Raw genomic sequence first — 15,000 nt, 5'->3', positions numbered from 1 at the left:
CAAACCGACACAGGTAGGCGAGGAGAGAATCCTAAGGTGTGCGAGAGAACTCTGGTTAAGGAACTCGGCAAAATGACCCCGTAACTTCGGGAGAAGGGGTGCTTTCTTAACGGAAAGCCGCAGTGAATAGGCCCAAGCGACTGTTTAGCAAAAACACAGGTCTCTGCGAAGCCGTAAGGCGAAGTATAGGGGCTGACACCTGCCCGGTGCTGGAAGGTTAAGGAGAGGGGTTAGCGTAAGCGAAGCTCTGAACTGAAGCCCCAGTAAACGGCGGCCGTAACTATAACGGTCCTAAGGTAGCGAAATTCCTTGTCGGGTAAGTTCCGACCCGCACGAAAGGTGTAACGATTTGGGCACTGTCTCAACCAGAGACTCGGTGAAATTATAGTACCTGTGAAGATGCAGGTTACCCGCGACAGGACGGAAAGACCCCGTGGAGCTTTACTGTAGCCTGATATTGAATTTTGGTACAGTTTGTACAGGATAGGCGGGAGCCATTGAAACCGGAGCGCTAGCTTCGGTGGAGGCGCTGGTGGGATACCGCCCTGACTGTATTGAAATTCTAACCTACGGGTCTTATCGACCCGGGAGACAGTGTCAGGTGGGCAGTTTGACTGGGGCGGTCGCCTCCTAAAGTGTAACGGAGGCGCCCAAAGGTTCCCTCAGAATGGTTGGAAATCATTCGTAGAGTGCAAAGGCATAAGGGAGCTTGACTGCGAGACCTACAAGTCGAGCAGGGACGAAAGTCGGGCTTAGTGATCCGGTGGTTCCGCATGGAAGGGCCATCGCTCAACGGATAAAAGCTACCCCGGGGATAACAGGCTTATCTCCCCCAAGAGTCCACATCGACGGGGAGGTTTGGCACCTCGATGTCGGCTCATCGCATCCTGGGGCTGTAGTCGGTCCCAAGGGTTGGGCTGTTCGCCCATTAAAGCGGTACGCGAGCTGGGTTCAGAACGTCGTGAGACAGTTCGGTCCCTATCCGTCGTGGGCGTAGGAAATTTGAGAGGAGCTGTCCTTAGTACGAGAGGACCGGGATGGACGCACCGCTGGTGTACCAGTTGTTCTGCCAAGGGCATAGCTGGGTAGCTATGTGCGGAAGGGATAAGTGCTGAAAGCATCTAAGCATGAAGCCCCCCTCAAGATGAGATTTCCCATAGCGTAAGCTAGTAAGATCCCTGAAAGATGATCAGGTTGATAGGTTCGAGGTGGAAGCATGGTGACATGTGGAGCTGACGAATACTAATAGATCGAGGACTTAACCATATAATATGTAGCAATGTTATCTAGTTTTGAAGGAATATGCCTTCAATAGTTTGGTGATGATGGCAGAGAGGTCACACCCGTTCCCATACCGAACACGGAAGTTAAGCTCTCTAGCGCCGATGGTAGTTGGGACCTTGTCCCTGTGAGAGTAGGACGTCGCCAAGCTATTTATATCATCGCGGGGTGGAGCAGCACGGTAGCTCGTCGGGCTCATAACCCGAAGGTCGCAGGTTCAAATCCTGTCCCCGCAACCAATGGTCCCGTGGTGTAGTGGTTAACATGCCTGCCTGTCACGCAGGAGATCGCCGGTTCGACCCCGGTCGGGACCGCCATTTTATATAAAGAAAAGAACGAAACAAGTTGTTTCGTATTTTTTTATTTGTTTTAACAAAAAACTAATAAAGACAGTCAAACTATCCTTAGGAAAACTCCTAAGGACTTTTTTATATATTTAAAACCTGTATAATAAAGAGCAGAGAACATTGTGAATAAAGTAGGTGAAGTCTGTGAGTAAATATGAAGTAACAACAAAATCTTCTGAGGAAACACAAAGATTATCAGAAAAACTAGGTGAACTTGTCGGGGCGCAAGATGTAATTATTTTAGAAGGAGATCTTGGAGCTGGAAAGACGACTTTTACAAAAGGACTAGCAAAGGGTCTTGGTGTGAAAAGAGTTGTAAATAGTCCTACCTTCAATATTATTAAAGAATATAAAGGGAGATTGCCGCTATATCATATGGACGTATATCGTTTAGCAGAAAGTGAAGAAGACTTAGGCTTTGATGAGTATTTCTATGGTGAAGGGATTACAGTAGTAGAATGGGCTCATTTAATAGAAGAATATTTACCGAATGAAAAGTTACAAATCAGTTTATTCCATGCTGGAGATGATACAAGGAAAATTGTACTCGAACCAATTGGAAATCGTTATATTAGATTATGTGAGGAGCTATTACAAAATGAAAGTACTAGCAATTGATACTTCAAATTACGTAATGGGTGTATCCCTTATTGAGGAAGGGAACGTGATCGGAGAAATCATTACAAATTTAACAAAAAATCATTCTGTACGTCTTATGCCAGCTGTAGAGAAACTTTTAAAAGAATGTGGTGTAAAACCGAAAGAATTGACTAAAATCGTTGTAGCAGCTGGACCTGGATCATATACAGGTGTTCGTATAGGTGTGACAGCTGCAAAAACATTAGCTTGGTCACTTCAAATACCAATTGTAGGTGTATCAAGTTTAGAAGTAGTGGCAGCAAATGGTGCTAATTTTAAGGGATTAATCTCTCCTTTATTTGATGGTCGACGTGGTCAAATTTACACGGGGCTATATACATATGAAGGGGAGCAGTTAACTTCAATAGAAGAAGACCGAATTATGCTTATTGTTGACTGGTTGCAAATGTTAAAAGATAAAGAACAGCCTGTTTTATTTATTGGTAACGATGTTAAATTGCATAAAGAAACAATTATAGAATACTTAGGTGATCAAGCTGTATTTGCTCCTTTCACTAAGAATAACCCAAGACCAAGTGAGCTAGCATTTTTAGGGTTACAAAAAGAAGAACAAGATGTGCATACGTTTGTACCTAGTTACCTTCGTTTAGCGGAAGCTGAAACAAACTGGTTAGAAAGTCAAAAGAAGTAGAGGTCTATAGAAAATGGATATGATATTTAGAAAGATGGCACTCGATGATATTGCTCAAATTGTAGCTATTGAAGAAGCGTCTTTTTCAACTCCTTGGACTGCAGATGCTTTTCAACGTGAATTAGCGATGAATGAACATGCACATTATGTTGTGCTAGAAAAAGATGGTCGCGTAATTGGTTATTGTGGATTGTGGATAATTATTGATGAATCACATATAACAAATATAGCTATTTTGCCAGAGTACCGAGGTCAAAAGTTAGGAGATGCCTTATTGAAAGAGGTTATTTCGGAGGCGAAAGACCTAGGAGTAAAAACGATGACACTTGAAGTACGCGTATCAAATGAAGTAGCAAAACAGTTATACAGAAAATACGGATTTCAAAATGGTGGGATTCGTAAACGATACTATGCAGACAATCAGGAAGATGGTCTCGTAATGTGGGTGAATATATAATGGAAAAAAATACGATTATACTTGGTATTGAAACAAGCTGTGATGAAACAGCAGTAGCAGTTGTTAAAAATGGAACGGAAATTATTGCGAATATCGTTGCATCACAAATTGAAAGTCATAAGCGTTTTGGTGGAGTCGTACCAGAGATTGCATCCCGTCACCATGTAGAAGAAATTACAGTTGTGCTAGAGGAAGCTTTAAAAGAAGCAAATATCACTTTCGAGGATATTGATGCAATTGCCGTAACAGAAGGACCTGGTTTGGTTGGAGCACTTTTAATAGGTGTAAATGCAGCGAAAGCTGTGGCTTTTGCGCATGATATCCCTCTAGTTGGTGTTCATCATATTGCTGGTCATATTTATGCAAACCGTTTAGTAAAAGAAGTACAATTCCCATTACTATCACTTGTTGTATCTGGTGGACATACGGAGCTTGTTTATATGAAAGAACACGGTTCATTTGAAGTGATTGGTGAAACACGAGATGATGCAGCAGGGGAAGCATATGATAAAGTAGCTCGTACGTTATCTATGCCATATCCAGGTGGTCCTCATATTGATCGCCTTGCACATGAAGGAAAGCCGACAATTGATTTACCTCGTGCATGGCTAGAGCCGGATTCGTATGATTTTAGCTTTAGTGGATTGAAATCGGCAGTTATCAACACTGTGCATAACGCAAAACAACGTGGTATAGAAATTGCACCGGAAGATTTAGCAGCAAGTTTCCAAGAAAGTGTAATCGACGTACTTGTAACGAAAGCGTCTCGTGCGGCGGATGCATATAACGTAAAGCAAGTGCTTCTTGCTGGTGGAGTAGCTGCTAATAAAGGGCTTCGTGCACGTTTAGAAGCAGAATTTGCACAAAAAGAAAATATAGAGCTAATTATCCCGCCTCTATCTTTATGCACAGATAATGCAGCGATGATTGCAGCTGCAGGTACAATTGCATACGAACAAGGAAAACGTGCGACATTAGCTTTAAATGCAAATCCAGGATTAGATATTGAAGCATAGTTATACACAAAATTAACCACAACCTGTGGACAAAACCCATGTTATCTGTTGATAATATGGGTTTTGTTGTGTATATAAAATGTGTATAACTTTTTTATAGAATGTGGATAATGTGGAAAAGTTATTTTAATGTCTATTTTATAAAGGTGGATATGTGTATAAACTTGTGGATAAAGCGGATGAGGTCTGACCTTTAAAGATATTCTTTTTCGGGAAATAAAAAACAAGAAGATATCCCCAAAAAACTTTTGAAACATCCGCCTCTTATTATATAGGTTGCTACTATTGTCAATCTTTGTCGGTAAAACGATAGTTCTTGTCGAATCATTCATATATTTTAAGTTACGGTATATATATTCAAAAAATCATTGATATAATTTCATGTGCTAAGGCACTGATTTTAAAATAGAAAATAAAAAGGATGTCTCACACATCCTCGACGTACGAGACATCCTTTTTGTTTAAGTTCACTTATATATGCAGTTCTTCCCATTCTGCCATACAAGCTTCAAGTTGTTCTTGTAGTGTTTGCTTTTTAGATGTAATTTCACTAGCCTTTTCATAATCTGCATATATTTCTGGTAAGCAAAGCTGATCTTCTAATGTAGCAATTTCTTCTTCAAATTCTACGATGTTTTGTTCTAGCTCCTCAATTTTCCGAGTGCGTTGACGCTCTAATTGTTTACGCTCTTTTTCTTCGAGATAATTTAATTTTTCTTGAGCTACAGTTTTTTGAACAGGTGCCTGATTTTCTTGCTGTTCTTGTTGTTCAAATTCTGCACGTTCAATCATTTCATTCTTCTTTTCAACGTAGTAATCGTAGTCACCTAAATATTCTTGTGCACCTTCTGTTGATAACTCAACAACGGTTGTCGTTACACGATTAATAAAGTAGCGGTCATGAGAGACGAATAGAAGAGTACCTGGATAATCAATTAAAGCATTCTCTAGAATTTCTTTACTATTTAAATCAAGATGGTTCGTTGGCTCATCAAGAATTAGTAAATTTGATTTTTGCATCATAAGCTTTGCGAGAGCTAATCGGGCTTTTTGTCCACCACTAAGAGAAGATACTGGCTTTAGTACATCATCCCCTGTGAATAAAAAGTTGCCTAGTATAGTGCGAATTTCTTTTTCAGGTTGCAGAGGATATTCATCCCATAGTTCATTTAAAACTCGCTTAGAAGATGTTAAGTTAGCTTGTTCTTGATCATAATAACCAACAGATACATTTGATCCGAAAGAAACATCACCATTTAGTAGAGGTAACTTATTCACAAGTGATTTTAACAATGTGGATTTCCCAATTCCGTTCGGTCCAACTAAAGCAACACTATCCCCACGAGTTAAGCGCATAGTTACATGTTCAATAATCGGATCTTCATCATAGCCAATAGTTGCATCTTTCACTTGTAAAACATCATTTCCGCTTTGTTTTTCAATATCAAAGTGGAAGGAAGCTGACTTAGAATCGCCCAATGGTCTAGTTAATAATTCCATTCTGTCTAATTGTTTACGGCGACTTTGAGCGCGCTTTGTTGTAGATGCACGAGCTATATTTTTTTGCACAAAGTCTTCAAGTTTAGCAATTTCATCCTGTTGTTTTTCATACCGTTTCATCTCTTGCTCGTATAGTGCCGATTTTAAGTCTAAATATTTACTGTAGTTACCAACAAATCGTTTGCTTTCCTTATTAGAAATTTCGTATACCTGTGTAACGAGTTTATCTAAGAAATAACGGTCATGGGAAACGATTAAAATTGCGCCAGGATAACCTTGTAAATATTGTTCAAGCCAAGTTAATGTTTCAATGTCCAAATGGTTTGTAGGCTCGTCTAAAATAAGTAAATCTGGTTTAGTTAATAATAATTTACCAAGAGCTAATCGTGTTTTTTGCCCACCACTTAATGTAGAAATTGTCGTCTGGTGCATTTCAACTGGGAAGCCAAGACCGCTTAAAATCGAGCGGATATCCGCTTCGTACTGATAGCCACCTTGATCTTTATAATCTAATTGTAATTGATCATAATCAGCTAATAATTTCTCGTATATAGCTGCATTTGAAAAGTTTTCTTCTTTGCCCATCTCTTGCTCTAGCCTTCGAAGTTTTGTCTCCATTTGCTGCAAGTGTGTAAAGACGGTTAACATTTCATCCCAAATTGTTAAAGACGTTTCTAATCCGGTATTTTGAGCTAAATACCCCATTGAGACATCTTTTGGTTTTATAATTTCACCACCATCATGAGATAACTCACCAGCTATTATTTTTAATAATGTAGATTTTCCGGCTCCATTTCGTCCGACTAGTGCGATACGATCTTTCGTTTGTACTTCCAATTTTATGTTTGCAAGAATCGTTTCTGCACCGTATAATTTCGAAAGCGCGTTTACTTGTAATAAAATCAATGTTTTCACCTCAAATAATTTCTTAACTTTGCCATGTTTATATTTCTCAATCATACTAAAAATAGTGTATAGTTTAAAATAAAGAGAGAATACTTCTTCTCTTTATTATACAAGGAAATTCATGAGTGCTAAACTTTTGTATTTGATTCAAGTATATGAATAAAGATAGGAAGAGAGGAGAGGTTATATGGATCAGCAAAAAATTCCACAGGCCACTGCCAAACGATTGCCTCTATACTATCGATTTATCCAAAACTTATCTCTTTCTGGTAAGCAACGTGTTTCATCAGCCGAATTGAGTGAAGCGGTAAAGGTTGATTCCGCAACTATTCGAAGAGATTTTTCATATTTTGGAGCGTTAGGGAAAAAAGGTTATGGATATAACGTAAATTATTTATTATCATTTTTCCGTGAAACACTCGACCAAGATGATATAACACGTGTAGCACTTATTGGAGTAGGTAATTTAGGGACCGCTTTCTTACATTATAATTTCACGAAAAACAATAATACAAAAATTGAAATGGCGTTTGACGTTAGTGAAGAGAAAGTTGGAACAGAAATCGGAGGCATTCCTGTATATCATTTGGATGAACTAGAAGAACGTTTATCAACTGATATACAAGTGGCAATATTAACAGTACCCGCTACAGTAGCACAATCTGTGGCAGATAGATTGGCAGAAACGAACGTGCATGGTATTTTAAATTTCACACCAGCACGCTTAAATGTGTCAGAGAATATAAGAATTCATCATATTGATTTAGCTGTAGAGTTACAAACACTTGTGTACTTTTTGAAGAATTATCCACAATAAAACGCAGAGGAAGCGACCTCTGCGTTTTATTATTGTTTTTTCTTTGTGAATTTAACTAAGATAAGGCGAAGTGCCAAATTAAAATCAATTGTTGCCATAACTGCAAATAGTATTGTCCACATATTCCAGATTGTATCTGTTACGTTCGTAATGGCGAAACGTGTAAAGATACATCCAAGAAGAAAATACAATGCAGCCATGAACAATGGTGAGTTTCTCATACAAAAAATCCTCCGATAAAGCCTTGCATTTTTTCAGCTTCTTTAATCATTTCTTGAATTTGTTCATTGCTTACTAAAACTTGAGCAACTGCAACTAATGTATTCATTGCAACATGGGCTGCAATTGGAACGATAATACGCTTCGTTTTTACATATAAAAAGGCGAATACGAGCCCCATAGCAGTGTATACCAATAAGTGAGTAAAATCAAAATGAATCGCCGCAAATACAAGGGAACTAATAATAGCGGCAATAAAGAAGTTAAACTTCTTATAAAGTGTACCAAATAAAATTTTTCTAAATACGATTTCTTCTAAAATTGGCCCTATAATAGATACAACAATAAGGAACCAAGGTGTTGTTCTTGCGATATCCATAAGTCTTGCTGTATTTTCAGATCCAGGTTTAATACCTAATACATACATTTCGATCATACCAGCAATACTTTGTGAGAAAAATGCTAAGAAAAACCCGATAAAAATCCATCCAATTGTAGCTGGAACAGTAGAGCGCATTTTATCTAAATGCCTGTCACGAATATCTGTTCTAAGTAACCAAAGTACGATACATAATGCAATAAAGAAGCTAATGATTGCCCAATGGCCAGTTATGAGTTGGAATTTCTCCTCTCTAGTAAATCCCTTATTATCATAAAGTCCAGTTTTCAAGAGAAGTGGTAATCCGGCAATTGAAGATAACTGCATTAAAATGTATGTAACGATAACCCACCAATATTGTTTTTTCAAAGGGTTTAACCATCCTTTCTAACTCTAGTGTATGAGATAAGGTAGGATAACATGTAAATATGCTACCTACGATATAAACTGTCACTTAAATTATGTTTTTTTCGTAAATCCTCATTTGAAATGATAATAGAAGACAGGAAAAAGTTGTGTGTGTAGCGAAAACAACTTAGGGTGTCCTTTCATATTGTAACATACGAGTAGTGGAAACAACGATTCATATAGTAAAGGTAGTAGAAGTAGGATTCTATATAGAAAAGTTTATATAGTAATTTGCGAAAAAATTATGATTTTTTTACTTGCAAAAGAAATTGAGATTATTTATTATTATAAGTGTGTTAGCACTCGGGTGACTTGAGTGCTAATAAATAAAATTCACATAACAAAATGAGGAGGTTATTGTTCATGCTAAAGCCATTAGGTGATCGCGTTGTAATTGAACTTGTTCAAGCAGAAGAAAAAACAGCAAGTGGTATTGTATTACCAGACACTGCAAAAGAAAAACCACAAGAGGGTAAAGTTATTGCAGTAGGTACAGGCCGAGTGCTTGAAAATGGTGAGCGTGTTGCTTTAGAGGTAGCAGCAGGTGATCTTATCATCTTCTCAAAATATGCAGGTACTGAAGTGAAATACGAAGGTACAGACTACTTGATTTTACGTGAAAGTGACATTTTAGCAATTATCGGTTAATTATATACATTTTAAAAATCCAAGGGGGTCAATTATTATGGCAAAAGATATTAAATTTAGTGAAGAAGCACGTCGTTCGATGCTTCGCGGTGTCGACACTCTTGCAAACGCAGTAAAAGTAACGCTTGGACCAAAAGGTCGTAACGTTGTACTTGAGAAAAAATTTGGTTCACCACTTATTACAAATGACGGTGTAACAATCGCAAAAGAAATCGAATTAGAAGATGCATTCGAAAACATGGGTGCGAAATTAGTGGCAGAAGTTGCTAGCAAAACAAACGATGTAGCTGGTGACGGAACGACAACTGCAACTGTATTAGCGCAAGCTATGATTCGTGAAGGTTTAAAAAACGTAACAGCTGGTGCTAACCCAATGGGTCTTCGCAAAGGTATCGAAAAAGCTGTTACTGCTGCAATTGAAGAATTAAAAGCGATTTCTAAACCAATCGAAGGCAAATCTTCTATCGCACAAGTAGCTGCTATTTCTGCAGCTGACGAAGAAGTAGGTCAATTAATCGCTGAAGCAATGGAGCGCGTTGGTAACGACGGCGTTATTACTTTAGAAGAATCTAAAGGATTCACAACAGAATTAGACGTAGTAGAAGGTATGCAATTTGATCGTGGATATGCATCTCCTTACATGATCACTGATTCTGACAAAATGGAAGCGGTTCTTGATAACCCATACATCTTAATCACTGACAAAAAGATTTCTAACATCCAAGAAATCTTACCAGTATTAGAGCAAGTGGTACAACAAGGTAAACCACTTCTTATCATTGCTGAAGATGTAGAAGGCGAAGCGTTAGCTACATTAGTAGTGAACAAACTTCGTGGTACATTCAATGTAGTAGCTGTTAAAGCTCCTGGATTTGGTGACCGTCGTAAAGCAATGTTAGAAGATATCGCAATCTTAACTGGTGGCGAAGTAATCACTGAAGAATTAGGACGTGATTTAAAATCTGCTACAGTTGAATCTTTAGGACGCGCAGGTAAAATCGTTGTAACGAAAGAAAACACAACTGTAGTTGAAGGTATTGGGAATACACAACAAATCGAAGCTCGCATTGGCCAAATCCGTGCGCAATTAGAAGAAACTACTTCTGAATTCGATCGTGAAAAATTACAAGAGCGTCTTGCTAAATTAGCAGGTGGCGTAGCAGTAATTAAAGTAGGTGCAGCAACTGAAACTGAGTTAAAAGAGCGCAAACTTCGTATTGAAGATGCACTTAACTCAACTCGTGCAGCAGTAGAAGAAGGTATCGTTGCGGGTGGTGGTACTTCACTTATGAACGTGTACACGAAAGTAGCTTCTATTGTAGCTGAAGGCGACGAAGCAACAGGTATCAACATCGTACTTCGTGCATTAGAAGAGCCAGTTCGTCAAATCGCAATCAACGCTGGTCTAGAAGGATCTGTAGTTGTAGAGCGTCTAAAAGGCGAAAAAGTAGGCGTTGGTTTCAACGCAGCTACTGGCGAATGGGTTAACATGCTTGAGTCTGGTATCGTAGATCCAGCTAAAGTAACTCGCTCTGCACTTCAAAACGCAGCATCTGTTGCAGCTATGTTCTTAACGACTGAAGCTGTAGTTGCTGACAAGCCAGAACCAAATGCACCAGCAATGCCTGACATGGGCGGCATGGGCATGGGCGGTATGGGCGGAATGATGTAATTCCGTTTGCCCGAAAAACATCCACTTCTATATAGAAGTGGATGTTTTTTTGTGTTTTTTAGAAAAGGAAATGAATTTCTGTAGAATTTTGTCGCTTTCTCTCTTGACCATACTGATACTTCATTGTTAGAATCTAGGAAGATAATATAAAACGATCCTTCATATATCCTCAATGATATGGTTTGAGAGTCTCTACCGGGTTACCGTAAACAACCTGACTATGAAGGCAGTGTGTCTTATATTTATAAAGAGCGGAGACTATCTTTCTTTATAAAGCCAGACCCCTGCCTTTTCTTTGTTATGAGACTAGAGGCGGAGGACTGGCTTTTTTTATTATATTGGTAATGCTTTTCGCCAAATTGGTGAAAATATTTATATACGAGAACTAACGTTGGGGTGATTATTTTGAAAAAGCAGCACGATACAATTATCGTTTTAGATTTTGGGAGTCAGTACAATCAGTTAATAGCACGTCGAATTCGTGAGTTCGGTGTATACAGTGAACTTCATCCGCATACAATTACTGCAGAAGAAATTAAAGCAATGAATCCAAAAGGGATTATTTTCTCTGGTGGACCAAATAGTGTATACGGTGAAGGTGCATTACATTGTGATGAAAAAATATTCGAGCTAGGATTACCGATTTTCGGTATCTGTTACGGTATGCAGCTTATGACACAACACTTCGGTGGTAAAGTAGAACGCGCAAACCACCGTGAATACGGAAAAGCTGTTCTTAAAGTAGAGAACGAATCAAAATTATATGCGAACCTTCCAGAAGAGCAAGTTGTATGGATGAGTCATGGTGACTTAGTAACTGGTTTACCTGAAGGATTCGTAGTAGATGCAACAAGTGAGTCTTGTCCAATTGCTGGTATGAGCAATGAAGCAAAAAACTTATACGGTGTACAATTCCACCCAGAAGTACGTCACTCTGAGCACGGTAACGATTTAATTAAAAACTTCGTATTCGGCGTATGTGGTTGTTCTGAAGGATGGAACATGGAGAACTTTATCGAAGTAGAATTAGAGAAAATCCGTGAAACTGTTGGAGACAAAAAAGTACTATGCGCACTTAGTGGCGGTGTAGACTCTTCTGTTGTAGCAGTATTAATTCATAAAGCAATCGGTGATCAGTTAACATGTATTTTCGTTGACCACGGCTTACTTCGTAAAGATGAAGCAGAAGGTGTTATGAAAACATTTAGCGAAGGCTTCCACATGAACGTTATTAAAGTGGATGCAAAAGAACGCTTCATGAACAAGTTAAAAGGTGTAGAAGATCCAGAACAAAAACGTAAAATCATCGGTAACGAATTCATTTACGTATTTGATGATGAAGCGTCTAAATTACAAGGAATGGACTTCCTAGCGCAAGGTACACTTTACACGGATATCGTTGAAAGTGGTACAGCAACTGCACAAACAATTAAATCTCACCATAACGTTGGTGGACTTCCAGAAGACATGCAGTTCAAATTAATTGAGCCTTTAAACACGTTATTTAAAGATGAAGTACGTGTATTAGGATCAGAATTAGGAATTCCTGATGAAATCGTATGGCGTCAACCATTCCCAGGTCCAGGACTTGGTATTCGTGTATTAGGTGAAATCACAGAAGAGAAATTAGAAATCGTTCGTGAATCTGATGCGATTTTACGTGAAGAAATTATAAAAGCGGGATTAGACCGTGAAGTTTGGCAATACTTCACTGCGCTTCCTGGTATGCGTAGTGTTGGTGTTATGGGTGACGAGCGTACTTACGATTACACAGTAGGTATCCGCGCAGTAACATCTATTGACGGTATGACAGCTGACTGGGCACGTATCCCTTGGGATGTATTAGAGAAAATCTCTGTACGTATCGTAAACGAAGTAAAACACGTTAACCGTATCGTGTATGATATAACGAGTAAGCCACCAGCAACTATTGAGTGGGAATAGTATTGTAATAAAAAAGATCCATCTATCGTTCATGTATAGATGGATCTTTTTGTTTTTACCCTTAATACGAACGAAAATATAAAAGTTTATAAAAATGTTCGTTTTTAAATTGACAAAACCACCTCCTCGAGTTAATATGAGTATGTAATTCAAACGAAAAGTGAATATTATGCCGTCGTATAATATCGGGGATATGGCCCGAAAGTTTCTACCTAGCTACCGTAAATGGCTTGACTACGAGGCGTTTTTATAAAGATGAGGGGAAACTTGTCTTTATTCATAGAACGCTTCCATGTATATGCAATGGAAGCCTTTTTTATTTTTAATAGATAAAAGAGGGCTAGGGTGAAATACGGCGAGTAATCATATAACGGGGGAAACGTAAGATGAAACGCTATTTTCAGTTTGATGAACTCGGCACAAATTATAAAACAGAGTTCATAGCAGGTTTAACGACATTTTTATCTATGGCTTATGTACTATTTGTCAATCCTGCTACGCTGTCACTTGGAAATGTTAAAGGGTTACCGGCAGGTACAGGAATGGATCCAGGTGCAGTATTCGTTGCTACAGCATTAGCAGCGGCGATTGGTTCGTTAATTATGGGGATATTTGCGAAGTATCCGATTGCTTTAGCGCCAGGTATGGGAATAAACGCGTTCTTTGCTTATACAGCGGTGTTAACGATGGGAATTCCGTGGCAAACGGCAATTGCTGGAACATTAATGTCAGGTATTATCTTTATTATTCTTACTGCTTCAGGTATTCGTGAAAAAATCATTAATGCAATTCCATCAGAGTTAAAGTTTGCAGTAGCGGCGGGTATTGGATTATTCATTGCCTTCCTTGGATTCCAAAACGCTGGAATTATCGTAAAGAATGATGCTGTCCTTGTTGGATTGGGGGATTTAACAAAGGGCACAACTTTACTAGCAATTTTCGGAGTTGTTACTACAATCATCTTCATGATTAAGAAAGTTAATGGTGCAGTATTCTACGGTATGATTCTTACAGCGATCTTAGGAGTGGTAACGGGATTAATTGATACTCCGAAAGCTGTAGTGGGAGCAATACCGAGCCTAGAACCAACGTTCGGTGTGGCGTTAACTCACTTTGGAGACATTTTCACTGTTGAAATGGGTATTGTTATTATAACGTTCTTCTTTATTGATTTCTTTGATACAGCAGGTACGCTCGTGGCGGTTGCGAATCAAGCGGGATTAATGAAGAACAATAAATTACCACGTGCAGGAAAAGCACTATTTGCAGATGCGATTGCAACTGTAATCGGTGCGATTTTAGGTACATCAACAACAACGTCTTATATTGAATCTTCTGCAGGGGTAGCAGCGGGTGGACGTTCTGGATTTACAGCAGTTGTAACAGCAGGGTTCTTCTTACTGGCACTATTCTTCTCGCCGCTATTAAGTGTTGTGACACCAGCTGTAACAGCACCAGCATTAATTATTGTAGGAATCTTGATGGTTTCATCTTTAGGAGAAATTGATTGGAAGAAATTCGAGATTGCAGTACCAGCATTCTTTACTATCATTTCAATGCCACTTACGTATAGTATCGCAACAGGAATTGCAATCGGATTTATCTTCTATCCAATTACAATGGTTGTGAGTGGCCGTCGTAAAGAGGTTCATCCAATTATGTATGTTATGGGAGTTTTATTCGTACTATATTTCATCTACGTTCGTAAATAAAAGGGGTTTTTTGAAAGGTCTAGACTTAAGGGGAGTCTAGACCTTTTTTGCGTCTTCAGAAAATCTTAAGGATTTCCGAGCGTTTTTCTTCAGAAGTTTTCCTATAATAGAAGTTAGGGATTAAAAAAGTGATGGGGGAGATATTGTGGCACACGAAACAATACTTGTCGTAGATGATGAAAAAGAAATTAGGAATCTTATTACAATCTATTTAAAGAATGAAGGATATAAAGTACTGCAAGCAGGGGACGGAGAAGAAGGGTTACGTATATTAGAAGAAAATGAAGTGCACTTAGTCGTATTAGATATTATGATGCCAAAAGTAGATGGTATTCATATGTGTATGAAAGTAAGGGAAGCAAAGGAAATGCCGATTATTATGCTTTCTGCCAAAACGCAAGAT

At 38.7% G+C, this 15,000-nt stretch carries 13 protein-coding genes, 2 tRNA genes, 2 rRNA genes and 2 riboswitches (2 of these 19 running past the window's edge); of the genes, 14 read left to right on the top strand and 3 right to left on the bottom strand.

The window, feature by feature from the left end; translation table 11 throughout:
• The 8 genes from ACP6L7_RS26970 to tsaD all read left to right on the top strand — a co-directional run.
• Positions 1 to 1,266, top strand: a 23S ribosomal RNA gene (locus ACP6L7_RS26970) (it extends 1,656 nt beyond the left edge of the window).
• Positions 1,267 to 1,315: 49 nt separating this feature from the next.
• Positions 1,316 to 1,431 (top strand): 5S ribosomal RNA (gene rrf, locus ACP6L7_RS26965).
• Positions 1,432 to 1,443: 12 nt separating this feature from the next.
• Positions 1,444 to 1,520: transfer RNA gene (locus tag ACP6L7_RS26960), tRNA-Met, on the top strand.
• Positions 1,521 to 1,522: 2 nt separating this feature from the next.
• Positions 1,523 to 1,598: transfer RNA gene (locus tag ACP6L7_RS26955), tRNA-Asp, on the top strand.
• Between the two features lie 174 nt (positions 1,599 to 1,772).
• Entirely contained in the window at positions 1,773 to 2,246 is a 474-nt protein-coding gene (gene tsaE, locus ACP6L7_RS26950; protein WP_097832309.1) for a tRNA (adenosine(37)-N6)-threonylcarbamoyltransferase complex ATPase subunit type 1 TsaE, read from the top strand.
• Entirely contained in the window at positions 2,227 to 2,919 is a 693-nt protein-coding gene (gene tsaB, locus ACP6L7_RS26945) for a tRNA (adenosine(37)-N6)-threonylcarbamoyltransferase complex dimerization subunit type 1 TsaB (protein ID WP_071744102.1), read from the top strand. The genes tsaE and tsaB overlap by 20 nt, the downstream gene beginning before the upstream one ends.
• A gap of 13 nt (positions 2,920 to 2,932) precedes the next feature.
• Positions 2,933 to 3,376: a ribosomal protein S18-alanine N-acetyltransferase gene (gene rimI / locus ACP6L7_RS26940; RefSeq protein WP_141533562.1), complete on the top strand. Its 444-nt coding sequence runs from the start codon at positions 2,933 to 2,935 to the stop codon at positions 3,374 to 3,376.
• Positions 3,376 to 4,392 carry a tRNA (adenosine(37)-N6)-threonylcarbamoyltransferase complex transferase subunit TsaD gene (tsaD, locus tag ACP6L7_RS26935; RefSeq protein WP_000414578.1) on the top strand — a complete coding sequence of 339 codons (1,017 nt, stop codon included), beginning with the start codon at positions 3,376 to 3,378 and terminating at the stop codon, positions 4,390 to 4,392. Before rimI ends, tsaD begins: the two co-directional genes overlap by 1 nt.
• A 471-nt stretch (positions 4,393 to 4,863) precedes the next feature.
• Here the strand turns inward: tsaD and ACP6L7_RS26930 are convergent, their stop codons facing one another.
• Complete coding sequence (locus tag ACP6L7_RS26930) at positions 4,864 to 6,798, bottom strand: ABC-F family ATP-binding cassette domain-containing protein (protein ID WP_218011735.1); 1,935 nt, start codon at positions 6,796 to 6,798, stop codon at positions 4,864 to 4,866.
• Between the two features lie 187 nt (positions 6,799 to 6,985).
• Here ACP6L7_RS26930 and ACP6L7_RS26925 point away from each other — a divergent pair, with 187 nt between their 5' ends.
• Entirely contained in the window at positions 6,986 to 7,615 is a 630-nt protein-coding gene (locus tag ACP6L7_RS26925; protein ID WP_000372704.1) for a redox-sensing transcriptional repressor Rex, read from the top strand.
• 29 nt (positions 7,616 to 7,644) lie between these two features.
• Here ACP6L7_RS26925 and ACP6L7_RS26920 read toward each other — a convergent pair whose 3' ends face one another.
• Entirely contained in the window at positions 7,645 to 7,836 is a 192-nt protein-coding gene (locus tag ACP6L7_RS26920; RefSeq protein ID WP_001246201.1) for a YdiK family protein, read from the bottom strand.
• Complete coding sequence (locus ACP6L7_RS26915; RefSeq protein WP_097832307.1) at positions 7,833 to 8,582, bottom strand: CPBP family intramembrane glutamic endopeptidase; 750 nt, start codon at positions 8,580 to 8,582, stop codon at positions 7,833 to 7,835. The genes ACP6L7_RS26920 and ACP6L7_RS26915 overlap by 4 nt, the downstream gene beginning before the upstream one ends.
• Positions 8,583 to 8,984: 402 nt before the next feature.
• Between ACP6L7_RS26915 and groES the strand changes: the two genes are divergently transcribed.
• The 5 genes from groES to ACP6L7_RS26890 all read left to right on the top strand — a co-directional run.
• Positions 8,985 to 9,269 (top strand): co-chaperone GroES, encoded by a 285-nt coding sequence (groES, locus tag ACP6L7_RS26910; protein WP_000917305.1) that lies wholly within the window; start codon positions 8,985 to 8,987, stop codon positions 9,267 to 9,269.
• 37 nt (positions 9,270 to 9,306) lie between these two features.
• A complete protein-coding gene (groL, locus tag ACP6L7_RS26905) occupies positions 9,307 to 10,941 on the top strand; it encodes a chaperonin GroEL (RefSeq protein WP_001029987.1) in 1,635 nt (544 codons plus the stop codon).
• 139 nt (positions 10,942 to 11,080) lie between these two features.
• Positions 11,081 to 11,182, top strand: a riboswitch (purine riboswitch).
• A gap of 164 nt (positions 11,183 to 11,346) precedes the next feature.
• Positions 11,347 to 12,885, top strand: coding sequence for a glutamine-hydrolyzing GMP synthase (gene guaA, locus ACP6L7_RS26900; RefSeq protein ID WP_000743904.1), 1,539 nt, complete (start codon positions 11,347 to 11,349; stop codon positions 12,883 to 12,885).
• Positions 12,886 to 13,040: 155 nt separating this feature from the next.
• A riboswitch (purine riboswitch) is annotated at positions 13,041 to 13,142 on the top strand.
• A 129-nt stretch (positions 13,143 to 13,271) separates the two neighbouring features.
• Positions 13,272 to 14,597, top strand: coding sequence for an NCS2 family permease (locus ACP6L7_RS26895; protein WP_097832306.1), 1,326 nt, complete (start codon positions 13,272 to 13,274; stop codon positions 14,595 to 14,597).
• 145 nt (positions 14,598 to 14,742) lie between these two features.
• Positions 14,743 to 15,000, top strand: the 5' portion of a protein-coding gene (locus ACP6L7_RS26890) for a response regulator transcription factor (protein ID WP_097832305.1). It continues 444 nt past the right edge of the window; the window shows 258 of its 702 coding nt (coding positions 1-258); it begins with the start codon at positions 14,743 to 14,745; the stop codon falls past the right edge of the window.

The organism is Bacillus silvicola, from assembly GCF_050524305.1.
GTDB classification, from domain to species: domain Bacteria; phylum Bacillota; class Bacilli; order Bacillales; family Bacillaceae_G; genus Bacillus_A; species Bacillus_A cereus_AT.
The sequence above is the reverse complement of the archived record's forward strand: the minus strand, read 5'-3'. Positions and strand labels throughout refer to the sequence as shown.